Annotated in this window: 25 protein-coding genes and 1 pseudogene; 12 read left to right on the forward strand and 14 right to left on the reverse strand. The window is 36.8% G+C overall.

Annotation, left to right across the window (positions count from 1 at the left end):
• Positions 1–26 precede the first annotated feature (26 nt).
• A complete protein-coding gene (locus H4J65_RS14250; protein WP_182136860.1) occupies positions 27–629 on the reverse strand; it encodes a hypothetical protein in 603 nt (200 codons plus the stop codon).
• Positions 630–737: 108 nt separating this feature from the next.
• On the opposite strand from H4J65_RS14250, the gene H4J65_RS14255 reads away from it, so the two are divergent.
• From H4J65_RS14255 to cobA, 3 genes are all read left to right on the forward strand, one after another.
• Positions 738–962 carry a sulfurtransferase TusA family protein gene (locus tag H4J65_RS14255; RefSeq protein WP_182198621.1) on the forward strand — a complete coding sequence of 75 codons (225 nt, stop codon included), beginning with the start codon at positions 738–740 and terminating at the stop codon, positions 960–962.
• A gap of 5 nt (positions 963–967) precedes the next feature.
• Positions 968–2,041: an AI-2E family transporter gene (locus H4J65_RS14260; RefSeq protein WP_182136858.1), complete on the forward strand. Its 1,074-nt coding sequence runs from the start codon at positions 968–970 to the stop codon at positions 2,039–2,041.
• 481 nt (positions 2,042–2,522) lie between these two features.
• Positions 2,523–3,353: a uroporphyrinogen-III C-methyltransferase gene (gene cobA / locus H4J65_RS14265; protein ID WP_220460895.1), complete on the forward strand. Its 831-nt coding sequence runs from the start codon at positions 2,523–2,525 to the stop codon at positions 3,351–3,353.
• Positions 3,354–3,513: 160 nt separating this feature from the next.
• On the opposite strand, the gene bcp is transcribed toward cobA, so the two are convergent.
• Both bcp and H4J65_RS14275 read right to left on the reverse strand, forming a co-directional pair.
• Positions 3,514–3,984, reverse strand: coding sequence for a thioredoxin-dependent thiol peroxidase (gene bcp, locus H4J65_RS14270; protein ID WP_182198622.1), 471 nt, complete (start codon positions 3,982–3,984; stop codon positions 3,514–3,516).
• A gap of 8 nt (positions 3,985–3,992) precedes the next feature.
• Positions 3,993–4,520 (reverse strand): glycine cleavage system protein R, encoded by a 528-nt coding sequence (locus H4J65_RS14275; protein WP_182136856.1) that lies wholly within the window; start codon positions 4,518–4,520, stop codon positions 3,993–3,995.
• Between the two features lie 559 nt (positions 4,521–5,079).
• Here H4J65_RS14275 and H4J65_RS14280 point away from each other — a divergent pair.
• Positions 5,080–5,319 (forward strand): CDGSH iron-sulfur domain-containing protein, encoded by a 240-nt coding sequence (locus H4J65_RS14280; RefSeq protein ID WP_182136855.1) that lies wholly within the window; start codon positions 5,080–5,082, stop codon positions 5,317–5,319.
• Between the two features lie 561 nt (positions 5,320–5,880).
• On the forward strand, positions 5,881–6,966 hold the full coding sequence (bamC, locus tag H4J65_RS14285; protein WP_182136854.1) for an outer membrane protein assembly factor BamC: 1,086 nt from the start codon (positions 5,881–5,883) through the stop codon (positions 6,964–6,966).
• Between the two features lie 51 nt (positions 6,967–7,017).
• Here bamC and H4J65_RS14290 read toward each other — a convergent pair whose 3' ends face one another.
• From H4J65_RS14290 to H4J65_RS14310, 5 genes are all read right to left on the reverse strand, one after another.
• A complete protein-coding gene (locus H4J65_RS14290) occupies positions 7,018–7,248 on the reverse strand; it encodes a hypothetical protein (protein ID WP_182136853.1) in 231 nt (76 codons plus the stop codon).
• A 118-nt stretch (positions 7,249–7,366) separates the two neighbouring features.
• Positions 7,367–8,044 (reverse strand): M15 family metallopeptidase, encoded by a 678-nt coding sequence (locus tag H4J65_RS14295; RefSeq protein WP_182198623.1) that lies wholly within the window; start codon positions 8,042–8,044, stop codon positions 7,367–7,369.
• A 1-nt stretch (position 8,045) separates the two neighbouring features.
• The gene (gene dapE, locus H4J65_RS14300; protein ID WP_182136851.1) at positions 8,046–9,194 is read right to left on the reverse strand and encodes a succinyl-diaminopimelate desuccinylase; all 1,149 of its coding nucleotides are present in this window, start codon (positions 9,192–9,194) and stop codon (positions 8,046–8,048) included.
• A gap of 15 nt (positions 9,195–9,209) precedes the next feature.
• Entirely contained in the window at positions 9,210–9,554 is a 345-nt protein-coding gene (locus H4J65_RS14305) for an ArsC family reductase (RefSeq protein ID WP_182198624.1), read from the reverse strand.
• A 13-nt stretch (positions 9,555–9,567) separates the two neighbouring features.
• On the reverse strand, positions 9,568–9,948 hold the full coding sequence (locus H4J65_RS14310; protein WP_182136849.1) for an ACT domain-containing protein: 381 nt from the start codon (positions 9,946–9,948) through the stop codon (positions 9,568–9,570).
• 671 nt (positions 9,949–10,619) lie between these two features.
• Here H4J65_RS14310 and yfbV point away from each other — a divergent pair.
• Positions 10,620–11,051, forward strand: a complete 432-nt coding sequence (yfbV, locus tag H4J65_RS14315; protein WP_182136848.1) for a terminus macrodomain insulation protein YfbV — start codon at positions 10,620–10,622, stop codon at positions 11,049–11,051.
• A 79-nt stretch (positions 11,052–11,130) separates the two neighbouring features.
• On the opposite strand, the gene rlmA is transcribed toward yfbV, so the two are convergent.
• The 4 genes from rlmA to H4J65_RS14335 form a co-directional block, all read right to left on the reverse strand.
• Positions 11,131–11,955: a 23S rRNA (guanine(745)-N(1))-methyltransferase gene (gene rlmA / locus H4J65_RS14320; protein ID WP_259364488.1), complete on the reverse strand. Its 825-nt coding sequence runs from the start codon at positions 11,953–11,955 to the stop codon at positions 11,131–11,133.
• Positions 11,956–12,089: 134 nt separating this feature from the next.
• On the reverse strand, positions 12,090–12,899 hold the full coding sequence (gene xthA / locus H4J65_RS14325; RefSeq protein WP_182198625.1) for an exodeoxyribonuclease III: 810 nt from the start codon (positions 12,897–12,899) through the stop codon (positions 12,090–12,092).
• 433 nt (positions 12,900–13,332) lie between these two features.
• Positions 13,333–13,524 carry a transposase gene (locus tag H4J65_RS14330; RefSeq protein ID WP_182198626.1) on the reverse strand — a complete coding sequence of 64 codons (192 nt, stop codon included), beginning with the start codon at positions 13,522–13,524 and terminating at the stop codon, positions 13,333–13,335.
• Between the two features lie 116 nt (positions 13,525–13,640).
• Complete coding sequence (locus H4J65_RS14335) at positions 13,641–14,900, reverse strand: MFS transporter (protein WP_182198627.1); 1,260 nt, start codon at positions 14,898–14,900, stop codon at positions 13,641–13,643.
• Positions 14,901–15,291: 391 nt separating this feature from the next.
• Here H4J65_RS14335 and H4J65_RS14340 point away from each other — a divergent pair, with 391 nt between their 5' ends.
• The 3 genes from H4J65_RS14340 (at position 15,292) to H4J65_RS14350 (ending at position 18,033) form a co-directional block, all read left to right on the forward strand.
• Positions 15,292–16,008 (forward strand): response regulator, encoded by a 717-nt coding sequence (locus H4J65_RS14340; RefSeq protein WP_182198628.1) that lies wholly within the window; start codon positions 15,292–15,294, stop codon positions 16,006–16,008.
• Between the two features lie 75 nt (positions 16,009–16,083).
• Positions 16,084–17,376: an ATP-binding protein gene (locus tag H4J65_RS14345; RefSeq protein ID WP_182198629.1), complete on the forward strand. Its 1,293-nt coding sequence runs from the start codon at positions 16,084–16,086 to the stop codon at positions 17,374–17,376.
• 123 nt (positions 17,377–17,499) lie between these two features.
• The gene (locus H4J65_RS14350) at positions 17,500–18,033 is read left to right on the forward strand and encodes a VC2046/SO_2500 family protein (protein WP_220460896.1); all 534 of its coding nucleotides are present in this window, start codon (positions 17,500–17,502) and stop codon (positions 18,031–18,033) included.
• On the opposite strand, the gene H4J65_RS14355 is transcribed toward H4J65_RS14350, so the two are convergent.
• Both H4J65_RS14355 and H4J65_RS14360 read right to left on the reverse strand, forming a co-directional pair.
• Positions 18,030–18,518 carry a YchJ family protein gene (locus tag H4J65_RS14355; RefSeq protein WP_182136842.1) on the reverse strand — a complete coding sequence of 163 codons (489 nt, stop codon included), beginning with the start codon at positions 18,516–18,518 and terminating at the stop codon, positions 18,030–18,032. The genes H4J65_RS14350 and H4J65_RS14355 overlap by 4 nt on opposite strands.
• Before the next feature lie 192 nt (positions 18,519–18,710).
• Positions 18,711–19,181 carry a hypothetical protein gene (locus H4J65_RS14360; protein ID WP_182198630.1) on the reverse strand — a complete coding sequence of 157 codons (471 nt, stop codon included), beginning with the start codon at positions 19,179–19,181 and terminating at the stop codon, positions 18,711–18,713.
• A 538-nt stretch (positions 19,182–19,719) separates the two neighbouring features.
• Between H4J65_RS14360 and H4J65_RS14365 the strand changes: the two genes are divergently transcribed.
• The 3 genes and pseudogenes from H4J65_RS14365 to H4J65_RS14375 form a co-directional block, all read left to right on the forward strand.
• The gene (locus H4J65_RS14365; protein ID WP_182185448.1) at positions 19,720–20,379 is read left to right on the forward strand and encodes a response regulator transcription factor; all 660 of its coding nucleotides are present in this window, start codon (positions 19,720–19,722) and stop codon (positions 20,377–20,379) included.
• Positions 20,380–20,388: 9 nt separating this feature from the next.
• Positions 20,389–21,801 carry an ATP-binding protein gene (locus tag H4J65_RS14370; protein WP_182198631.1) on the forward strand — a complete coding sequence of 471 codons (1,413 nt, stop codon included), beginning with the start codon at positions 20,389–20,391 and terminating at the stop codon, positions 21,799–21,801.
• Positions 21,801–22,166 (forward strand): annotated as a pseudogene (locus H4J65_RS14375) (cupredoxin domain-containing protein); the annotation flags it as partial. The gene H4J65_RS14370 and the pseudogene H4J65_RS14375, both read left to right, overlap by 1 nt.
• Positions 22,167–22,173: the final 7 nt, after the last annotated feature.

The raw sequence follows: 22,173 nt of genomic DNA on the forward strand, positions 1-22,173 counted from the left end.
TATTGTCAGGTTTATCAACACTATATTTATGCATTATGCTGAGATTGTGAATGCTTACGGTGAATTTCTTGACAAAACTCAGCGATTGTATAGCCTTCGATATCAGTAATATCAAACGATTGTTGTAGTAATAATATCAACTCTTTAACACGTTTGTTGGCATAACGAATAAGGGCATAATCTGCGACATCGCCCTTTTGAAAGGTGTAGACAATAAAAGGAATCAATGAGTTCAATCTAAACAACATTTGCATCGTTTCAGGTCTCCAGGTGACAAATGGGCAAAGCGTATTGTTAAATTGCGCTTGCAGCACACGTTCATTATTAATTATGGGGTAACAATGTAATTCATAATGTTGTTCATTCATGTGATGATAAAGCGAAATTTTTGGCTTACCTGTTGTTACTTTACCCATAATATCGTTTTGCTGATCTACCATATTGATATTCCAGTTACGTTTGTCTAGTAACTGTTTAAATGCATTATCAAAACCATGCGTTAACATGCCATCAATATCACTAATTGAATTTGTTGCTAACTGATAAATAGTCGGTATGTCACCCCAGTTTATCTTTTTTTTGTAGGTGTTGATTTCTTTAAGACTGGGATTATTAGAAAGCTCGCTCATTTAACCTCTTTAAATTATTAGAATACACTAAAAGAATTTACAAATGCCATTGTAATCAATTGTCGCAAATTAGATAATCAAACTAAAGCACTGTGCATATTTATATTTATGATTTACGAATACGATGCGACACAAGATAAATGCCCAGTACCCTTGGTAAATTTACGCTTGTTACTCAGAAAGTTAACACCGATTGATCGTTGTTTGATACGCATTTACGATAATGGTTCTAAAAAAGATATTCCTAAATTGTTGACAAAACAAGGGTTTTATTTCGAACAGCGTAATATTGATAAATATATTGTTGAATTAATAATAAGAATGGAAAAGTAAATATTATGGTTTCTCTGTTTAGCGATTGGTACAAAAGAAATTTCTCGGACCCGAGTGCGGTAACCTTAATGGTTATTTTAATTTGTACTTTTTTGTTTGTTTATTTTTTCAGTAGTTTATTAATGCCGGTATTTGTTGCTGTTGCCATAGCGTTTTTATTAGACTTACCCGTGAATAAACTCTCGCAGTTGGGATTATCTCGGGTACTGGCCGTGATTATTGTTGTGTCTGTTTTTGTTGGTTTAACCTTAATCGGCATATTGGGACTGATGCCGGTTATTTGGCAGCAAAGTAGCAATTTACTGCAAGAAGTGCCGCAAATGCTCGGGCAAGGACAAACTTATTTACTCGCATTACCAGCACAATACCCAGACTTGGTCAGTAATGAACAAATTGCCCATGTAATAACCTTAGTTAATGATAAGCTAATTGAATGGGGACAAATGGCGCTCAAAGCATCGCTTAATTCAATTTCTAATGTTGTCGCCTTGTTGATTTATCTTATTTTAGTGCCATTAATGGTGTTTTTCTTTCTGAAAGATAAAAACGTGCTCTTTACTAGCTTACGCCAATTCCTGCCAAAAGATCGTCGTATGGCAAAACAAGTAGGTATAGAAATGAATCAGCAAATCATGAATTATATTCGTGGTAAATTGATTGAAATTATTATTATTGGCACAGCATCAACCATAGCTTTTATTGCTTTAGGACTTAATTATCCGGTATTACTTGGGGTATTAGTAGGGTTGTCGGTACTTGTGCCTTATGTTGGCGCCACGATTGTCACATTGCCTGTTTTGCTAGTTGCTTTGTTCCAATTTGGCACCAGTGCTGAATTTGGTTATGTGATGATAGCGTACGGCATTATCCAAGCGCTTGATGGCAACTTGCTGGTGCCTTTGCTTTTTTCTGAAGCGGTAAACCTTCACCCAGTAACGATTATTATTGCTGTGATATTATTTGGTGGCTTATGGGGTTTCTGGGGCGTATTTTTCGCTATTCCATTAGCAACGCTTGTTAAAGCCGTGCTGAATGCTTGGTCAACAACGACTCAGCATGAGGTGATAAAAGCCAGTTAGCTCTTTATTCATTTATTAAAGCCTAGTTGTTTAGGCTTTAATTTTTGACTTTGACTTTAACGTAGCTTTTAGCTTAATGGAGTGGTTCAACATTTAATGATGCGTGTTGACCTTTCACATCAATTGTATATTTATTTTTCTCCTCACCTTTGAATATGAATGCCACCCTTTACTTTTTACTCGTTAGAGCGTTTTAAGGCGGCGGGTGATTAATTGAGAACACTTTTGTTAAGCTATTTAACTCATTGTAGTTGTAATACGTTGATTAATTTCAGTATAAATGCTTATTTTACCTTGGTTGTAAGCTAGTGCAGCGTGATTTTTTATTATTGTAAATAAAATAACTTAGGTTAATTAACGCTAAGTTATTAAAATAAAATTTATAAGCCTGATGATTTTTATATTATAATAGAATAAGGGTCGATAAGGTGCGCTATAAATAACACCGTTATCTAATGAAAATAAATTGAGTAGCAACGTTTTGAATAACATAAATAGAAAGTCGACTTTACAACCTGGTGAAGTAGCACTGGTTGGCTCAGGCCCAGGTGACGCAGAGTTATTAACTATTCGTGCCTTACGTTTTATTGAGCAGGCAGACGTTGCCATTTATGATCGTTTAGTCAGTGATGAAATTATGGCGCTTTTGCCGCCAAATTGTGAACGTTTATATGTCGGTAAAGAACAAGCAAAGCATTGTGTGCCACAAGATAAAATTAATGAATTGTTGGTGACATATGCACAACAAGGTCGAAAAGTATTACGCTTAAAAGGTGGCGACCCGTTTATATTTGGTCGCGGTGGTGAAGAAGCTGAGTTTTTATTAAAAAATGGTATTAGCTGTCATCTTTGTCCGGGTATTACGGCGGCATCAGGTTGCACAACTTATGCGGGCATTCCTTTAACACACAGAGGTGTAGCGCAAGGCTGTACCTTTATTACCGGCCATACCCAAAATGACGGCCAACTTAATTTACCTTGGCAAAGCTTGAGTTGTAGTAGTCAAACCGTGGTGTTTTATATGGGCATTAACACCTTGCCTAGTATTACTGAGCAATTAATTAAGCATGGCCGTGACAAAAATACACCGGCAGCGCTGATACGCAAAGGCACTCAGCCGGAACAACAAATTTTTCGTGGTAAATTATCTTCACTTGCTGATTTAGCGGCAGAGCATAAAGTTACACCGCCTACTTTAATCGTTATTGGCGATGTTGTTAACCAGTTAACCGATATCGCGTTAACAACACCAGGCTTTTTAGATGCAAAAAACTATCAGCAACAGTTACCCTTATCAGCAGAGCAAAGCTAAGTTGATATTTTGAGCATATTAACCCTGATTAAAGACGGTAGATTAATGAGATAAGCCATGAAAGGGCAGTTAATTTATTGATATTAAAAAGGCTTAACAAGTTTGTTGTTAAGCCTTTGTTGCTATTTATTCGCTTGTTTAAGCCGCTAGAATTTAAAAATTATAGCTTGTTTAATAAATCAAGAACGACTTGATGATGATCTTTAGTTTTGAACTTGTTAAAAACATGGCTAATTTTTCCATCTAAGCCAATCAAAAAACTCAAACGGTGAATGCCATCATATTCACGGCCCATAAATTTCTTTAAACCCCACACACCAAAGGCATCAGCAACACTATGATCAGGGTCTGATAATAGGCTAAAGTTGAGTTCATCACGCAGACAAAACTTGGCCAATTTTTTTGGTTCATCAGGACTAATACCAAACACTTGAGTATTTAATTTATCTAACTCGGCTTTATGGTCACGTAGACCTTGTGCTTGTACCGTGCAGCCCGGTGTCATCGCTTTAGGGTAAAAATAAACCAATACTTGTTTTTTACCAATATATTCTGCGAGTTTAATGTCTTGGTCATTTTCATCTTTTAAGGTGAAAAGTGGCGCGCTATCACCGGCAATTAATGTTTTCATTTAAGCCTCTACAATAAGTTTGATTGAATTTTTTTTATGCAACCCTGCACATCAAATTGTTCACACAACTGCAAGAAGTCGTTTTCAAGTTGTTCGATACTGGTTTCTTCCATCAGCGCGATTAATATGGCGGCACTCGTGTGATTATTTTTCTGATCAATTTCAGATTTTAATGACGATATATCGATATTACGCGTCGCAAAGAATGCCGTAACAGCCTTTAAAATACCGGGTTGATCGATACCTGCATAATCAACTTGGTAATGATGAACATAATCTTGCTCTCGATAACCTGAGGTTCTTTTCATCATAGTGATTAACTCAAGTTCATGGGCGACAGCCGGTAATTTACTTTCTAATTGATGAATAGCTTTGTTGCTACCGGTAAGCAGCATAATTAAGGTGAACTCTAGGCCAAATATTGCCATTCTACTGTCTAAGATATTACAGCCACACTCGCTGGCTAATTTGGTTAAGTCACTGACACTGCCTGTGCGATCTGGCCCCATTGCCGTTAATACTAAATATTCGCTCATCAATAAACCTAGCCATCATGCTAAAAACGCTATTGTAACGCATGTTAGGGGACTAAAGCTAACAGCATACTTAGTGTTTATTTTGCCCTTTGAAAAAACTAGATTTATTGACATAGGATAAGGATAGTTGCCCTAAAAGAATGCGAGCAATATAAAGAGAAAATGCTGTAATGTTCAGGGTTAATTAGGCGTGTATAACTATTTTTTATATTGATTTTATTTTGCCAGTGCTCGTCCTGTTTTAATAAATTATGTGCTTAAAGCGCTGAGAGCAATATCCGCTGAAATGATAATAGCTTTATCTAAAGTGTTAGGCTGAGTAGGGCAAAGTTGGTTGGCGATATAGCCGTTCCACTTTAAAGAAATTAGATTTTTCACGGTTAAAATAACAGGTGAAGTTAACTAATGTACATGCAGTCGAATTTACGATAATGTGAAAGAACCTACCCGCTTATGCAGGAGACATGGTTGCTTGGTACTTGGTATATTATGACCAAACTGAATTGATACTCTAACTGAATTTTTTAAATTTTGAAGAATAAATCATGGAGAATATATTATGAGTAAACCAGAACGTGCTTCAAATACCCCTTATGGCGTTGAAGTTGAGGCAGAAAAAAATTATTTTTGGTGTGCATGTGGCAAAAGTGACAAACAACCTTTTTGTGACGGTTCACATAAAGGCTCTGAATTTACACCGGTAAAATATACGGCAAAAGAATCGGGTAAAGTCTTTTTTTGTGGCTGTAAATTAACCGAAAATCAGCCTATGTGTGACGGTAGCCATAAGAGTAATTAATACTAACGATAGTCACACTTTGAATAGTTGGTTATTTGCGCTTTGCTTTGTAATCAACTTTTTTTATTTAAGGGGCTTTTATAATGATGAAGCATATAATCGAATATAGGGATCATTAATAGTTACTTAATATTTTTAATGTCGTTAACCGTAATAATGCCGTTAGCAAGATAACAAGTATAACGCAGACACTGTTACTCTTTTAAGATCAGAAGTGCAAACCAGTAACCATCAACATACGTCACTATTTTACTATTTTTTATGATAAATATGCGGCAATATCTTGTGTTTGTATTTTCAGGCAAGTACCATGGTGCGCTGCTCAATTTAGCGCTATTGCCACGAATTTGGCGGCTTTTAAATAAATCAGATGATTTTGGGGAACTTAGCCCGGATTCAGTAATCAAAACGACGTTATTGATGTATTGCTTGAACTTTACGATGTTAACTTCTTAGTTTGTCGTAAGGACTAAAAATAATACTTATACCAATGAGTATTAATAAAACTAAACAAGCAAAATTAAATTAGAAAGATTCAGATTTGTATCCTCGGGAGTGTTAATGAATCGCAAGATATTTTATTTTTCATTATTAAGTGTCGCTGTTGCTAGCTGCGGTACTGTAAATAATAAGCAAGCGGTAGGCGATTTTGAATACGCGCAACAAAAAGAAGCAACAGCGTTAAAAATACCTGCAGGATTAGATAAACCTAAACAAGTTGATACCTTTTTTGTTAGTGACGAAATAAACCATGAAGGTCCGGTTGGTGGTGATGTAGATGTACGTGCACCATCACTCGTTTTACCTATCGCGGCGTCAACACGCACAGAGAGCACTTCTGCTGCAGCAAAGGTATGGTTTGACCAAGTAATTGATGACGATGATCTAAAAGGTTTTATTTTAAAAGCCTTAAAAGGCCAGTTAACCACAGACAATGTTGAATTAAAACAAGTAGACGATGAAGGTTTAGTTTTTGAGTCAGATTGGTATAACAAAGAAGTAGAAACAGGCACTTGGCCTTTTAAATCAATAGCAATATCAGAAAGTATTCGTTACCGCTACACACTTGAAAGTAAATCTCATGGTCGAAGTGTCGCGTTAGTTGTTGAATTACTTGATTACCTGAAAACAGATGCAGCAGGTGGCAGTAAAGTTATCGATATTATTGATCAACAACGTGCTGAAATGAATATGCTTAATGAAGTTATAGCGCAAGTTGATTTTCAATATCGTTTAAAACAACAAGAAAATCGCTTATTACGTGCTAATCAAACCTTTGTTAGCTTAGGTGAGAATGCTTCTGGGGAACCTGCCTATATTGTAGAAATGGATATAGAGCTATTTTGGTCTAACTTACCTTTGTTTTTTGAAGATCATGGTTTTAGCATTACCGACCTTAATGAAACCACTAAAATTTATTATGTTGATTACGTAAAACCTGAATCTAGTTTGTGGGATAGTATTTGGGGAGACAGTATACAGGTTATAGATCTACCTAATGGTAAGTATCAATTTCAGCTAGAGAAAATGGCGGAAAAATCTGTTGTTACTTTATATGATGCCGATGGTACAGCATTATCTGAGGCAACTTTAGAGAAAATATTTAAGGTAATGGAAGCGGGCTTGTCATTTAAAGACGTTTTTTAATAGTCGAATAATAGCAACTGCTGTTACTTATAGAACAATAAAAAAACTCCGTTAATCGGAGTTTTTTATTTTATGGGTAATATCATTAGTCTTACTAACGGTTGCCATTTTATGAGGCGACTTTTGCGTTCTTGGCACGGTTTCTTTTAAATCGTTTAACCCTTTCTTACGTAAAGGTGTTTTTGCACTTTTTTGAAAAGTACTTAAATTACCAATTAAAATAACGAATGCAATAATAACGATGGTTGGGGCAACCCAATCTTCATTTAATATACTGGTCATAAAATAACGCTCCGCTTAAATGTGTAAATAAAATGTCTACAATAAGCTCAATCATACTCATAATTAAACCTTTAATGTTAGTTTCAAAAAACGCTTAATAGTAAATAGCTAATACGAGTTAAGCATCGGCTACATTGAGAATATAACGTTGATAAAGCTCAGGTAACAACGCGAGCAGTAAGGTTTTACCTTGAATCTCGCTATTTAATAATACTTCTGCTAATAGTGCTTCAGTATAAGCCTGATGGTAGTGTTTAGATAATGGCAAGTATGAAAGATGCCATGGCTCTTGGGCAACACCGCCACGAAATTTATCATAAGGTAAAAAGAAACCATACGTTTTCGCATGTTCAGCTAGCCAAACGGTTAAGGGATAGAAGTGCCCTGAAGCTTGGTATTCCCATGGCTCTAATGCTAAAGACTGCTCTGCGGGTAATAAATTTTTCGCATAAACGTCAATTTCACAGCCCCAATGATGGCGACTGGCTCCCGGCAGCGCAGAGAATAACATAATGGCGTGTATTTTTTCAGCGTCGCTGAGTTGTTTAACCGCTAAAATTTGATTTGAGCCATCTTTAATGGCTGTTTTACCAGAAAACTTATTTTGCCAAATCATGAGTTGTCGGTCAAAACTGCGAAAGCCACTGGCAATGCTCAACTCTATACCCGCAGCTTTTGCGGCTAACTGTAGTTGTTTGAATGCCGACAACATTTCAGTATGAATGGCAACATTAGGGGCTAGCCAATGAATATGACTTTCAGTTTTCCCGGTCAATATTAACTCAAGTTCTGTCATTTTACTTATCGTTGGCTAAAACATTAACCAAGGTTTGATAGTAGACATCGGTTAATAAAATCAAATCTTGTACCGCAACACATTCATTAACTTGATGAATAGTAGCATTACAAGGACCAAGCTCAACAAGCTGTGCGCCAGTAGGTGCAATGAATCGTCCATCTGAAGTGCCGCCACTGGTAGAAAGCTCGGTGGTTATATTGCAGCAAGTTTCAATTGCTTGTACAACAGAATCAACCAATGTACCTGGTTCTGTAATGAATGGCTGGCCGTTAAATATCCAGTTAATTTCAAAGTTTAATTGATGCCGAGTTAATAAGGCTTCAACTTTATCAACGATCATTTCGGCTGTTAATTCAGTGCTATAACGTAAATTGAATAATGCGGTTAAATGTCCCGGTACGACATTGGTAGCGCCAGTGCCAGATTGAATATTCGACACTTGAAAACTCGTTGGCGGAAAATATTCATTACCATTATCCCAATGCATTTCACTTAACTCGGCTAAAACCGGCATGGCCTTATGAATGGGATTAATAACGTGATCAGGATAAGCCACGTGGCCTTGTTTACCATGAATGTGTAATTCGCCAGAAATTGAACCACGACGACCATTTTTAACCACGTCGCCTAATTTATTGCTACTAGAAGGCTCACCAACAATACAATAGTCAATTTTTTCATTACGGGCTTCAAGCGTATCAATAACACGTGTTGTGCCATTAATAAAAGGGCCTTCTTCATCACTAGTGATCAAAAATGCGATAGAGCCATGGTGTTTAGGATAGTCAGCAACAAATCGTTCGGTTGCTACTATCATCGCCGCTAAACTGCCTTTCATATCAGAGGCCCCGCGGCCATAAAGCATACCGTCAATAATAACGGGATCAAATGGCGGTGTGTTCCAGCTTTCTAAATTGCCCGCTGGCACAACATCGGTGTGGCCAGCAAAACAAAATACTGGCCCTGAACTGCCTCTTCGAGACCATAAGTTAGTGGTATCTTCAAATACCATGCTTTCATTATTAAAACCTAACTTGGCTAAACGCTCAGACATGAGTTCTTGGCAGCCAAAATCTTCAGGGGTAACAGAAGGGCGTTCAATCAGTGCTTGTGCTAATGAAATGGTGCAATTGTTATGTTTTATCATGAGAATACTATTTACCTAAAGCAAAATTTCTTGATATTGACTATCGTTAAAGCCAACCAAAAATGCTTGGTTGTGTTTAAGTAGTGGTCGTTTAATTAGCGTGGGTTGCGCTAAAATAATCTCGGTCATCACGTCGTCAGTGAGGTTGTTTTTAATCTCGTCAGTTAAATTACGAAAGCTAGTACTGCGTTTATTTAATAGCAGAGTCAAATCGGCAGACTTTATAAACTCCTCTAGCAATTGTGGGCTGAGGCCATCGCTACGAAAGTCGTGGAATTGATAAGGGATATTTTGTTGCTCTAACCATTTTTTTGCTTTTTTTACGCTATCGCAGTTTTTAATGCCATAAAGTATTGTCATTTTATTTCCTGAATTATATCACTTGGTAATTATGTTTTATTAACGCGGCTTTAGCGGCGGCAAACTTATCTGATTTTACTAAAACGTAGTCAGTGTCAAAAGTAGAAATGGCAAAAATACTGATTTTTTCATTTGCTAGCACTGTTGATATATTTGACATTATACCGGTTAAGGTAAAGTTGAGTGGACCAACAACTTCAAATGCTTGCCAGCCAAGTTCGACTTCTTCACTGTCAATTTCTATATGCTCTGGAATAACAATTGAAATTTCGTCATAGGTTTTTGCTAAAAAAAATATCGGGGCATTAAATACCACGTCGGGTATTGAGCTCTCACGTCGTAAACTATGAATAGCAAACGTTTCAGATAAGCGCCGTAGGGTAAAGTTACTCATAAATCGACTTCGCTTGTTTAAATGCTAATGTCGACACTATAGCGTTTAATAGCGTTTAACTCTAGGGCTTATACTCGCGCGGGTTTGAATGTAATAATTAAATATTATGTTTAAGTAAACTGGTTAACCTGTATTTACTGCGCATTAAATTGATTATTGCTATCAAACTAGTGTATTTCTAAGTCTATTTGAGTATATAAAGCGAATTAATTGTATAAATTATAATATTGTACGTTTAATGATATCCACATAAGCTGTGGATATCATTGTGTATAACTATTGTTTAATTGGTTAAGTTGTTGTTATTTATTTATTTATTTTGCTGGTTAAAAAATACCAGCTAATAATCTGTGTTAAAAGTCATAGATAAGTTGTTAAAATGTCGTATTAAGGCGTAAAACAGCTAAAGATCTACTTATTTATAGGGCAGATCTTTGTAATTACTGATTATACTGTTGGAAGACTACAAGTGTGTTGAAATTACAACCAATGTAATGGGGTAGGCTATATCGTTAACCAAGACACCCGCTATAGCCTCATAAATACTAGGAATTCCTGCAGAATTTTGATGCAGTGCAATATAATGTCATCAACTGTGGTCATTTTACTTAATACCATCGTATATAAAAAGGTACTATCTTTTAATCAACCGCTGTTGTAGGGTATCGCTTATGAAGTTATCTATATTAGAAATTATTTTGCTTGGCCGAAAGTACATGAATTTATGGCCCTCACGCGTTGAACTTGGTGAATACTTTATGGAGTATCATGCGGTTAAAGTTAGCCGTTTGGTGTGTAAAGTGATGCCCGGTTTAGCAGTGTTTTGTTTAATCTTACAGTTGTATTTTGGCTCTATGGCTGCCTTACCTCAGGCGCTATTATATACACTTTGTATTATGAGTTTTCCATTACAAGCGTTGATTTTTATGGGGATTAAAGCCGATAAATTTCTTCCGCCTGCGTTAGCTAATTGGTACAAAGAAAGTGTTGCGCGTGTTAACCAAAGCGGTGGTGACATCAAGTTGTCAACTCAACGTCCACGTTATTTAGACTTGGCTCACTTATTAAGCTTAAGCTTTAAAAATAGCTATAAAACCTCTTAATTTTCTAGGCTTATAAGTAAAGTTGTTCTGGAAAGGTTATGACTAATAATGCGATACAGTGAATCTGTAGCGCATTTTTTTAGTTCGATTTTTGATAAAGCCTGATCAGAAAGTCAGCCTGACAGATAAAGTCATGCTGACTTAATAAGCTTTCTTTGGCTTCCTTACTGGCTTTAAAAGCAAAGGGTGTCATAGCCAATAAATTTAGCGTGTCTTGACCCGTTTTTAAGTGCATTTGATAAGAGATATTTTCTTGGTGCACCAGTGTTAAATGTTCAATGGGCAATTTTTCTTCATCATGTTCTTTAGCGTCATGATAAATATGCTGCTTTAATTGCATCAAATGCTGTTTTGCTGGCGTAACCGTTAACAAAAAACCACCGGCTGATAATACGCGCGTAAACTCTTTTTCTAAAATAGGCGCATAAACCGATATAATCCAAGAAAATAGACTATCACTAAAAGGCAATTTTGATAACGTCGCGACACTAAAGTGACATTGTGGATATTTTTTGCCAGCTTTTTTTATTGCTTCTTTGGCAATATCAACACCATAAACAGTATTTTCAGTATTTTTGTGTTGATGAGTATAAAAGCCTTCACCACAACCGGCATCGAGCACAATAGTTGGCTTGTTAGCATCAGTAAGCACTTTTTCTTGGTATAAAGCGACGAGTCTATCAACCAAGGGTTGATAATAACCTTGTTCTAAAAATGCTCGCCTAGCATTGACCATCGCCTTGTTATCACCAGGATTTTTTGAATGCTTAAATTGCACGGGCAATAAATTTAAGTAATTTTCTTTCGCGCGATCAAAGCTATGATTATTCTCACAGCGAAACAGCTTTTCTTGATTTTGCAGAGGAAAACTACATATAGGGCAAGCATAGTGGGTTGCAGTCATAGGGATCATTAATGTCTATTTTTAACAAAAAAGGGGACTAGCCCCTTTTTACAAGTATGGTATTAACAGAATAAGTTTGATTTTAAAATTAAAATTAAAATTAAAAGTATAAGTATAATGTTACTTGGAAAGCTTTATTTACTGAACGTAGACCAAATGGGTGCATGATCAGACGGCTTTTCTATGGCCCTAAGTTCATAATCAATATCTGATTCAATACAGCGGCTAGCAAATTTTTTGGTTGCTAGCACCACATCAATACGTAAACCACGATTATCATCAAAGCCACGCGAGCGATAATCAAACCATGAATATCTTTCTTCACGAGTTGGGTGTAATGACCTAAAGGTATCAGTAAAGCCCCAATCCATTAAGGTGGCTAACCATTGTCTTTCTTCTGGTTGGAAGCTACATTTACCCGTTTTTAACCAGCGTTTTTTATTTGGCTCACCGATACCTATGTCTAAATCAGCAGGTGAAATATTAATATCACCGATCACCACAATATTTTCATCAGGGGTATGGTGCTCATTTAAGTATTGCATTAAATCTTTATAAAATTGACGTTTGTAAGGATATTTTGTTTCATGGGCTATATTTTCACCTTGTGGAAAATAACCATTTAATACGGTGACTTTTTCACCATTTTCATCAGTTGTTTGCACCATGATCATGCGCTTTTGCGCTTCGTCATCATCGGTTGGAAAGCCTTTAGTGACCACGTCAGCGGCTTTTTTGCACAGCATAGCAACACCATAATGCGCCTTTTGACCATGAAAATAAACGTGATAGCCCATCGCTTCAACATCAGCGAGCGGGAATACTTCATCATGAACTTTAATTTCTTGTAGGCCAATAATATCGGGTTGATGTTTATCGATAATAGCTTGTAACTGATGCAAACGAGCGCGCAGGCCGTTAATATTAAAAGAGATGATTTTCATAATTATATATATACTTGTATAACAGTGGGTTAATTGGCTTTGTTAATTTATCGGCATACTAAGTTGTTATTTTAAGCAGACTAAAATAGTTATAGGCATAATCAAGTGCGCTTTGATAAATTATTTTTCATAACCGAAATTGAAGATGAGTAGTATTAGAAACTAATTAAGATAGCTTGGCAACGCTGTTTCGTATTATCTTGAAGGTAAGTGCAGCTTGTAACGGTTAGACTTTTGGATTGTTCGTTAATTGAACATTAAAGGGTTCACTTAAGAGATGATTGGGAGATGGTGCTTGATAGTCAGGGTTGGGTGCCATGGTTTACGTAGTTCAAAAGTGCCACTAACTGTCTTTATCATTACTTCACTCATTGCAGTCCATTAGAACACACCAGAAATGGCGAATGTAAAATGTCAGGTCTAGTGTGAGCTACTATAGTTGGTCATCTGGAGCTTTAACCGATTTAGTTTTATCCGATAATTGACTTCGCCAGTGATATAACGTTTTAGTAGCAATACCTAACTGCTTATATACTTCAGCAACTGAATAACCACGTTCATTCGTTTGATTAACTGCTCCAATTTTAAATTCTTGGGTATATCGTTTGCCTTTACTTATAAACACCTCTGGTTGAAGTTACAATGTAACTTGTTTGGAGTCTAATCAACTAAGGGAAGTCCAATCATCAATTTACAATGGGGTTAGTGCGTAAGTAACTAATAATTTTAGCGCGAAATGAGCTAGCGAATATCTTCTTGACTAAAGTGAAAGTCGATGGAGGCAATGATAAGCAACAAGGCACCAAATAATATGGCCCAGTGTGCGCCAAATAAGGCTAATACACTACCAATAAGCGCCATCAGCATATTAGCTAAACTGAAGGTGGTGGTAATTAAGCCCATAAGTTGCCCTTGTTCAATATCAGCATATTGCTCGGAAATATAAACCGGTAATAAACCATTAAAAATAGCGATGGCGATGCCTATTACGGCATAAATAGGCCAAACACTGGTTGCTGATAAGACAAGGTGTAAGCTAAACAACAATGCCATTAACATCATGCCAACAATGGCACCCAATTTAAGCCCCAATAAGTATTTTAATTGCTTAACAAAAAACACACTGGTTATGGTCATAAATAAGGTTAAAACAACTGTTATATAACCAATGTCGGGGCTAGTGAAGTCAAAGTTTTCCACCAACCAAACGGGGTAAAATTCGTAATAGGCATTTAGGCCAAGTGTTGCTAATAAATAAATTAAAAAGATACGTCTAATTTTTTTATTAGCGAGTAAGGCAAATGAGTTTTGTTTACTAAAAAGTTGCGAAAATTTTATCTTTGGCTGACTGGAGTTACTATTGCCAGCAGGTAATACATAAGCAACGCTGATCAGGGCAATAACTATCGCGACGGCGGCGAAGTAGAATACGGTGTCTAAACCGTATATTGCCAGTAATCCACCGGCTAAAGGGCCGAGCAACCAGCCTAAATAGCTGGTGGCGTTTACCAGACTAAAGGTGTGGGTCTTATCTAGCGTGGGCGATAAATCTACCGCTATCGCTTTGGCTATGCTGATATTACCTGAAAAAATGCCTGTAACAAAACGCGCTAAAATGAGCAATAAAAAACTTTCAGCCATAACCGCTAAAGCCGATAACACATAACTAACAGCAGTTAAAATCAAGGTGATGATTAAGGTTTTTTTGCGACCATAAATACCTGAAGCAGCACCTAAAACTGAGCTTCCTAGAATAACCCCTAAAGGGTATATCGCCAGTATAATGCCGAGTAATATTTTACTGGGTAAATCAGCAAAAGTGGTCAAAGGGCTAACTTCATTAAGAAAAAGAGGTGCTAATACAGGATAAGGTAAGGCAATGCCGGCACTACTAAACAGCACCACCAGCATGACAGAAAACAAGGTTTTCTTTGCCTTTAACTGTTCAGTCATTAAGGTGTTTTTTGCAGGTATTTTAACTTTAGCAGCGTGAATCGTCATAACGAATGTTTATATAATACAGTGGGGATAATGCCTATTGATTATATAATAAGTTAGCTTGATAACTAAGTGAAAAGTTTCTATTTTTCTCAACGCACCGTCTAATTCTCTCAACGCATCAATAGTGACGAGAAGCACTTTTATGAGCAAAGTATCATAAAAATCTCCTTGTTAGTCCTAGTGTAATTAATTGTAATTTCAGGGTAATAAGTTGTACTATTGCCGTAACACCTTGTACATAGTGTTGTTAATTAATAATAAACATTTTATGCTTGTGTAATGAGTCATATTTTCAATGGTTGTTATTTATTGGCTAGAGTAAACATTAACCGTGTTCATCAACCAGCCGTGAAAATGCTGTTAATACAGCGTAATAAAGTAGGAGCAGTTAATGTCAGATAGTGAATTGTTAGTTAAAAAGATATTACTCGTTGAGGATGACCGTCAGTTGTCGGATCTAGTGACTGAGTTTTTAGAAAATGAAGGTTATCACGTTAAGCAAGAGTTTAGAGGCGATACGGTAGAAAAGCGAGTTGATAAATTCGTTCCTGATTTGATTATTTTAGACATTATGCTACCGGGTAAAGATGGATTTGCTGTTTGTAAAGATTTACGTCCTAACTTTAAAGGGCCAATTTTAATGCTAACCGCCAAAGGCACAGACTTTGACCAAGTGTTAGGTTTGGAAATTGGTGCAGATGACTACGTGATTAAGCCTGTTGAGCCAAGAGTACTGCTTGCCCGTGTCAATGCGCTATTGCGTCGTGGCCAGTTGCCAACGGATGGTAAAGAAAATGCTAAAATTAATTGTGGTGAACTGCATATTAGCCGTGGTTCAAGACAAGTGACATTGCACGGCGAAAATGTTGACCTGACTAGCCAAGAGTTTGACTTACTCTGGTTATTAGCTAGTCGTTCAGGCGAAGTGCAGAATCGTGATTATATTTATAAAGCGGTTGTTGGTCGCGAATACGACGGCATGGATAGAAGTGTTGATGTGCGTATATCACGCTTGCGTAAAAAATTACGCGATAGTAATGAAACACCTTTTCGTATTAAAACCATTTGGGGACAAGGCTATTTATTTGTTCCAGATGCATGGAGTTAACTATTATTTTAGTGTGTAAGCTGGTGAGCTGTTATAGCGACTCATCAGTATTTATTTCCTTTTTTTAGGCATTTTATGAAACTTGGTCGCTCATTCTTCAGCTTATACTTCCTTATTATTTCTATATTCATCGTATTCTCATGGATGCTTGATGAAGCATGGAGTTCATACCTTGAACAAGACATAGAGTCTTACACTGGTTATAAAAGTATGCTGTTGGCGCTATCTAACTATTTAGAAAAGCACCCAGAAGATCAATGGCAAGAAATACTATCGAAAGCTGCCAAGCAGTGGCAACTGCCATTAAAATTAATGTCAGCGCAAGAAGTAAAAGCTATCAGCCATCAAAATCATGACGTCATCCAAGAAGAAAACACGCATATTTATTATGATAATAACGCGGTAGAAATTCATCACCAGATCAATAATGCTGGCACTGTCATTGTGTTGGGGCCTGCTAAAATGCCAACCCGCCCGAGGCTAGAGGCACTCATTCGTGTTATTTTGCTGGCAACCTTAGCCTGTATATTGTTTTTTTGGTTACGGCCTTTGTCTCGAGACTTGGATCAGTTACAAAAAACGGCAATAGAGTTTGGTCAAGAAAGTTTTGATGTTGTTGCACCAGAAGCAAGATCGACTATGGCAGCCCCTATGGTTACGGCGTTTAATACTATGGCCAGTCGTATTAAACGTTTAATCGATGCTCATAAAGAACTCTCAACTGCGGTTGCACATGAATTACGTACACCGTTAGCTCGCACTAAGTTTGCCTTAGAAATGCTAGCTTGCACCGATGATAAAGCCAAACAAGAGAAATATCGCAAAGCCATTAGTAAAGATGTTTGTGAGTTAGAACAACTCATTAGTGAGATGCTGATTTACGCTAGTTTCGATAATGACAAACCCGAAATAAATTTTAGCGAAGAATCATTGGTGGATATTGTCGAAAAACAGGTCAGTAATTACCAACAATTTGAACAAAAATTTAACATTGTTAACCTGCTTGGAAATGAACGAGTTGAGGTTGATCGACACTTTATTAGTCGAGCGTTGAATAATTATATTTCTAATGCCATAAAATACGGTAACGGTGAAATAGACATCACAATTACAAAAAGTGAAGATTACTGCCAGATAAGTGTTACCGACAATGGTGAGGGAGTCTGCGATGATTTCAAATGTACTATATTTGATGCTTTTTCCCGTGGTGATGTATCTCGTAACCGTCAAACAGGAGGTTTTGGTTTAGGTCTAGCCATCGTTTGTCGGATTATGGAGTGGCATGGCGGCAGTGCATCTGTTGTTGATAGCAAAAATGGTGGCGCGAGCTTCATAATGCGTTGGCCCATTAAACAAATTTCTGCTTAGTGGATGAAAATCAGTCAATACTTTGTATTTACTATAAAAATTAATAATTAATTACGCATAGCGTTAAAGTAATCTGTGCTGCTGCCGATACAAATATTATCGGTAGCAAAACAGTAGATTACTTTGACCCTAAACGCTTTATCAAACGACATACTTGTTCATGAACTTCAGTTAGGCGAACAGCTTAACCAAAGTGTTCATCATGCTCGTCGTTCTGATTTTTCGCTGTTACTCGCCATGCTAACCGACGATGTTAGAGCGCATAGCCAATTTACATTACCACTTTCACAAATACCTGAAAAAACCACTTCAGCAGAACAGTTACGAAAATATTTTCAATTACCTGATGAAGCCCCTTTAGCAGTAAAAGATGTTGCTGATATCAGCAGTTATAATCAGGCAAGTTTGATTGAAAAACAACAGTTAGAAGACCTAAGATTAGCAAACATACTTAATCCTAAACCATTGGCGTTTCGTGATGATGTAAAACATATAAACCAACAGGTTATGACTAATACCAGTTTATATTGCCAGCAAAAAAATCAAGACATATCATTAACACAAACACCACCAAGAGCCGACTTCAATGCTATGGCTTGGTTAGCGGCAGTGCAAACTACTATTGTTAAAGCACCGCTAATGGAAGCGGTTGCCTAAAAAGTCTTAGCACAACAATGTTTAAACTTTTTCTCACTGCCACAAAAACAAAACTCATTTTTTTTGGGTTTATTTAATGCTTTGCTATCTGACACCTCACCATCAAGATATCGCCATGCGCTATCTTCAAGCACAAAATTAGATTGTTCTCGCATTTGCCAGATTTGTTTGTGAACTTGATAAAAAGCAGAAAACTCTACTTGAGCATTATGACGGTTAGCTAAATCTTTTTCGTGATCACTGGCATAGTGAATAATGAGTTTCAGCCATTTTGTTTCTGCAGCCCATTGTGCGATGTCATCAATGGATTGTTGAGCTTGGCTTGATTGGGCATAAGTAAGGTAAATATACTCGGCCTGTTGTGTTGCGTAAGCAGAGTAGCGTGACCGCATCAGTTGTTCTGGAGAGTTAGCCGGTTTTGTTGCCATGATTAAAGGTTGGCAACACAGTGCAAAGGTTTGTTCTGAGCCGCATGGACATAACATCTAGATAAACTATTTAAAGGGAAATTATGTTTAGTTTATCATGACAATTATTATGCTTTGCATAGTTTATGGCTTTAATTTTTTAGTTAATCTAACTTAGCCCAACGCTTTTTGCGCTTGAGATTAAGTCGTCGGATTAAGCACAATTTATTGCTTTATTTTTGTTTTAAAACCTTGACTAAATATAGTAATTTAATGCAATTGGTTTATCGCTTTATAATCTGTTTTTTGTAATAAAATACATTGAGTTTTTCCTAAGGCAGCACAGCGAGATATTTCTTTTAATTCGGCTTGATTATAGTTGGCGTTTGATAGAATCATCGCAGAACATGTACCTTTTAATAACGTGTTTTTGATATGCTCTAAACTGACATTGACCTTATTTGCATTCACTTTTAGTATTTTTGCTGGATTAATTTTACCCATGTTAGAGAGTTGTTCTAGCGAGGCATTTTCTGGATTAATCATTAAAATCCACTTTTTATCATCATGGTGGTTTTGACAAATGTCCTGGTACTTTTCAGAGACATCTCCGAGGCTATTTACACTAATAATATTACACCAAGCAGAAGATAAATTAATTTGAGGTGGTAAATTAATACTAGGGGCTATAGCTAAGCTGTTGTTATTTATTTTTAAATTTATTTTATTAGTGTTAATCATAGTGCCTACCTCGATATACTGTATGAATGTACAGTATATCGGTTTTGATGCTATTTCAAGCATTATTTTACTGATATTTACTCAAGGTTATAAGAAGAGTCGCTTTTTTAAATCGATAATTTAAAGAAGTTAAGCTGATTTTTTATGTGTAAAGTAAGCGTAGCTAGAGCTTAGTAGTTAGAGATTAATTATACTGTTTAACGCTATTTACACTATAGCTGCGTAACTTACGACACGGGTAAATTTTAAGGAATAATTGCTCTAAACATTAAAGATGAAAAGATAAACACCGCATTCTGCTATGTTACTGGTGCAAATTGATTTAAAATAAAATTTCTACAGAGCGAACGACAATAACCAAGAATATTAATAAATACGTATCCAATTACGTCGTTAATTTCATCTCGAAGTGTATAGCCAAGCTATTGAGTTTACGTGCTAAAACTATTACGGTTAGTTATATGTAAATAGCTAAATTTTTATCGATAGTTTGGCTTGAAATAAGTTAAATAAGTTAAATAGGTTCTAAAGTAACAATATGAGAATTTTACTCGTTGAAGACGATCTGCCATTAGCACAAGCATTACAACAGTCGTTGCGACATGAGGGCTTCTTGGTTAATCACGTTGATACCGGCGAAGACGCTTTAACGTCATTGACTATTCCTGATCATGACATGGTGATTTTAGATTTAGGGTTGCCTGACATGGATGGTTTATTAGTGCTAAAAAAGCTTAGAGCTAAAAAGAAAACTACGCCAGTTATTGTGCTGACCGCGCGCGACACTATTGAGCAGCGTGTTCAAGGACTAGACTTTGGCGCCGATGATTACTTAATTAAACCTTTTGACATTAACGAGCTTCTTGCTCGCTTACGGGTGATTGAACGCCGATTAGGCACTGCTGATAGCGCAATAATCTCCATTGCCTTGGTAAAGCTCGATACGACTGCCCACAAAGTGTTTATCGAAGATAAAGAACTGTCCTGTTCAAAAAAAGAATATATGGTGCTAAAAGTATTAATGGAAAATGCTGGGCGAATTCAGTCACGAGAGCAAATTGAATCACGTCTTTACGATTGGGGTGAAGAAGTGATGAGTAATGCGGTAGAAGTCCATATTCACAATTTACGCAAAAAATTACCTGAAAAATTTATCCAAACGGTTCGTGGTGTTGGCTACACCATAAATAAGGCTTAAAAGTTTCTTATGCCTATTCGTCGTTATCTCGTGCTAATGCTGTTATCAATTATTACCTTAGTCATTTTTGTTTCTGCTATTCAGGGTTATAAAGCGAGTATGCGCAAAGCAGAAAGTGTCTTTGATAATGAATTAGTCTCTCTAGCTCAGGTTATAACGGCCGTTAAGCTACCTAAAGGTGTCATTACGCACCCTGCAACCAGCAACTTTTCTTATCAAATAGTGCTTGATAACCAAGTGGTAACACGCAGTGATAATGCGCCAAACACGCTAATAAATACCTTAAATAACGGTTTTAAAGAAGCTAACTTCTTAGGCAAACGCTGGCGTACTTATACTGATAAAATAATAGGTAACTCAGCAACAAATGCTTGGGTTATTATTGCGCAACCATTAAAACAAAGATTTGACCTTGCTGAGGATATAATTTTATCTGCGGTTACCCCCATTATTTTAGTCATGCCATTACTCGCATTAATCATTTCATTGGCGGTGCGGCAGGGCTTGAAACCGTTGACTTTTTTAACTCGAGCACTGAAAAATAAAAAAGCAAATGACCTTAGCCCGTTAACGGTCAGTTCAAGCACAGAACTTGCGCCAGTGATTGAAACCTTAAATGAATTATTTCTGCGACTGTCCTTGTCGTTTGAACGTGAAAAGCAATTTGCCTCAGATGCTGCCCATGAACTTAGAACGCCATTAAGCGTATTGAAAATTAATGTTTATAACCTTCAGCAAAGCTTTAATGATGTCATCCTTGTTGACAGTGACAAAAACTCAACAGCGCTGTCAGTATTACCCTTTCAGCAATTAGAGCAAAGTGTTGAACGTATGGCACATGTGGTTGATCAAATATTGACTTTGAACCGGACTAATCCAGAACAAATATTGGCTGAAAGTGCGGTGCTTAATTTACAAGAGCTATTGCAAGAATGTATTAGTGAACTCTATCCTTATATTGCCAGCAGAGGCCATGATATTGAACTGAATAGTGCGCCATTGAACATTTTGGGCAACAGGTTTGCAATCGGTATACTATTGAAAAATTTGATTGCTAATGCTGCTAAATATACCCCAGATAATGGCAAGATTTTAGTCTCGTGCCTGCAAGAAAAAAATAAGCTTATATTACGTGTTGAAGACTCCGGCCCGGGTATTGCGCCGGAAGAATATTCACGGGTATTTGATCGCTTTTATCGTGTCGGCGGCGATAGCCATAATTCAAAAGTTATTGGCTGTGGCTTAGGCTTGTCGATTGTTAAACATATTGTAGAATTACATCAAGCAAACATCAGTTTAAGTCGCTCAAAGGCTTTGTTTGGCTTATGTGTAAAGGTTGTTTTTTCTATGGCAGATAGTAACAGCGGTGCAACTATTAATGGCAATAAATTACCCAGCTCACCAGCAAAGGGAGATTATTAATGAGCCTATTTTCTGTCAAACTTATGCAAAGCGTTATTGTCTTTTTCGCGCTACTGTCATTTGCTAGCTTGGCAAATCGGCCAGAATTCGAGGTAGAACTTAAAAATCATTTGTTTTATCCGGCTGAAATAGAAATTCCAGCTAACACGAAAGTAAAATTAGTTATTTATAATCGAGATAGCACCCCTGAAGAGTTTGATAGTTTTGACCTTAATAGAGAGAAAGTGATTTTCCCACAAAAAAAATCAGTGATTTTTATTGGACCTTTACCTCCAGGTCGTTACAAATTTTTTGGTGAGTTTAATCCTAACAGCGCTCAAGGTACCATTATTGTTGTCCCTACAAAGAGCGCAACTGATACTAACATAGAGA

This window comes from Colwellia sp. MB02u-9 (assembly GCF_014077085.1).
GTDB lineage: Bacteria > Pseudomonadota > Gammaproteobacteria > Enterobacterales > Alteromonadaceae > Cognaticolwellia.

Coding starts and splice junctions, on each gene's coding strand:
- H4J65_RS14250 (WP_182136860.1), bottom strand. CDS start 629: ATGAGCGAGCTTTCTAATAATCCCAGTCTTAAAGAAATCAACACCTAC.
- H4J65_RS14255 (WP_182198621.1), top strand. CDS start 738: ATGATTTACGAATACGATGCGACACAAGATAAATGCCCAGTACCCTTG.
- H4J65_RS14260 (WP_182136858.1), top strand. CDS start 968: ATGGTTTCTCTGTTTAGCGATTGGTACAAAAGAAATTTCTCGGACCCG.
- bcp (WP_182198622.1), bottom strand. CDS start 3,984: ATGAAAACATTAATTGCCGGTGATAGCGCGCCACTTTTCACCTTAAAA.
- H4J65_RS14275 (WP_182136856.1), bottom strand. CDS start 4,520: ATGAGCGAATATTTAGTATTAACGGCAATGGGGCCAGATCGCACAGGC.
- H4J65_RS14280 (WP_182136855.1), top strand. CDS start 5,080: ATGAGTAAACCAGAACGTGCTTCAAATACCCCTTATGGCGTTGAAGTT.
- bamC (WP_182136854.1), top strand. CDS start 5,881: ATGAATCGCAAGATATTTTATTTTTCATTATTAAGTGTCGCTGTTGCT.
- H4J65_RS14290 (WP_182136853.1), bottom strand. CDS start 7,248: ATGACCAGTATATTAAATGAAGATTGGGTTGCCCCAACCATCGTTATT.
- H4J65_RS14295 (WP_182198623.1), bottom strand. CDS start 8,044: ATGACAGAACTTGAGTTAATATTGACCGGGAAAACTGAAAGTCATATT.
- dapE (WP_182136851.1), bottom strand. CDS start 9,194: ATGATAAAACATAACAATTGCACCATTTCATTAGCACAAGCACTGATT.
- H4J65_RS14305 (WP_182198624.1), bottom strand. CDS start 9,554: ATGACAATACTTTATGGCATTAAAAACTGCGATAGCGTAAAAAAAGCA.
- H4J65_RS14310 (WP_182136849.1), bottom strand. CDS start 9,948: ATGAGTAACTTTACCCTACGGCGCTTATCTGAAACGTTTGCTATTCAT.
- yfbV (WP_182136848.1), top strand. CDS start 10,620: ATGAAGTTATCTATATTAGAAATTATTTTGCTTGGCCGAAAGTACATG.
- rlmA (WP_259364488.1), bottom strand. CDS start 11,955: ATGACTGCAACCCACTATGCTTGCCCTATATGTAGTTTTCCTCTGCAA.
- xthA (WP_182198625.1), bottom strand. CDS start 12,899: ATGAAAATCATCTCTTTTAATATTAACGGCCTGCGCGCTCGTTTGCAT.
- H4J65_RS14335 (WP_182198627.1), bottom strand. CDS start 14,900: ATGACGATTCACGCTGCTAAAGTTAAAATACCTGCAAAAAACACCTTA.
- H4J65_RS14340 (WP_182198628.1), top strand. CDS start 15,292: ATGTCAGATAGTGAATTGTTAGTTAAAAAGATATTACTCGTTGAGGAT.
- H4J65_RS14345 (WP_182198629.1), top strand. CDS start 16,084: ATGAAACTTGGTCGCTCATTCTTCAGCTTATACTTCCTTATTATTTCT.
- H4J65_RS14355 (WP_182136842.1), bottom strand. CDS start 18,518: ATGTTATGTCCATGCGGCTCAGAACAAACCTTTGCACTGTGTTGCCAA.
- H4J65_RS14360 (WP_182198630.1), bottom strand. CDS start 19,181: ATGATTAACACTAATAAAATAAATTTAAAAATAAATAACAACAGCTTA.
- H4J65_RS14365 (WP_182185448.1), top strand. CDS start 19,720: ATGAGAATTTTACTCGTTGAAGACGATCTGCCATTAGCACAAGCATTA.
- H4J65_RS14370 (WP_182198631.1), top strand. CDS start 20,389: ATGCCTATTCGTCGTTATCTCGTGCTAATGCTGTTATCAATTATTACC.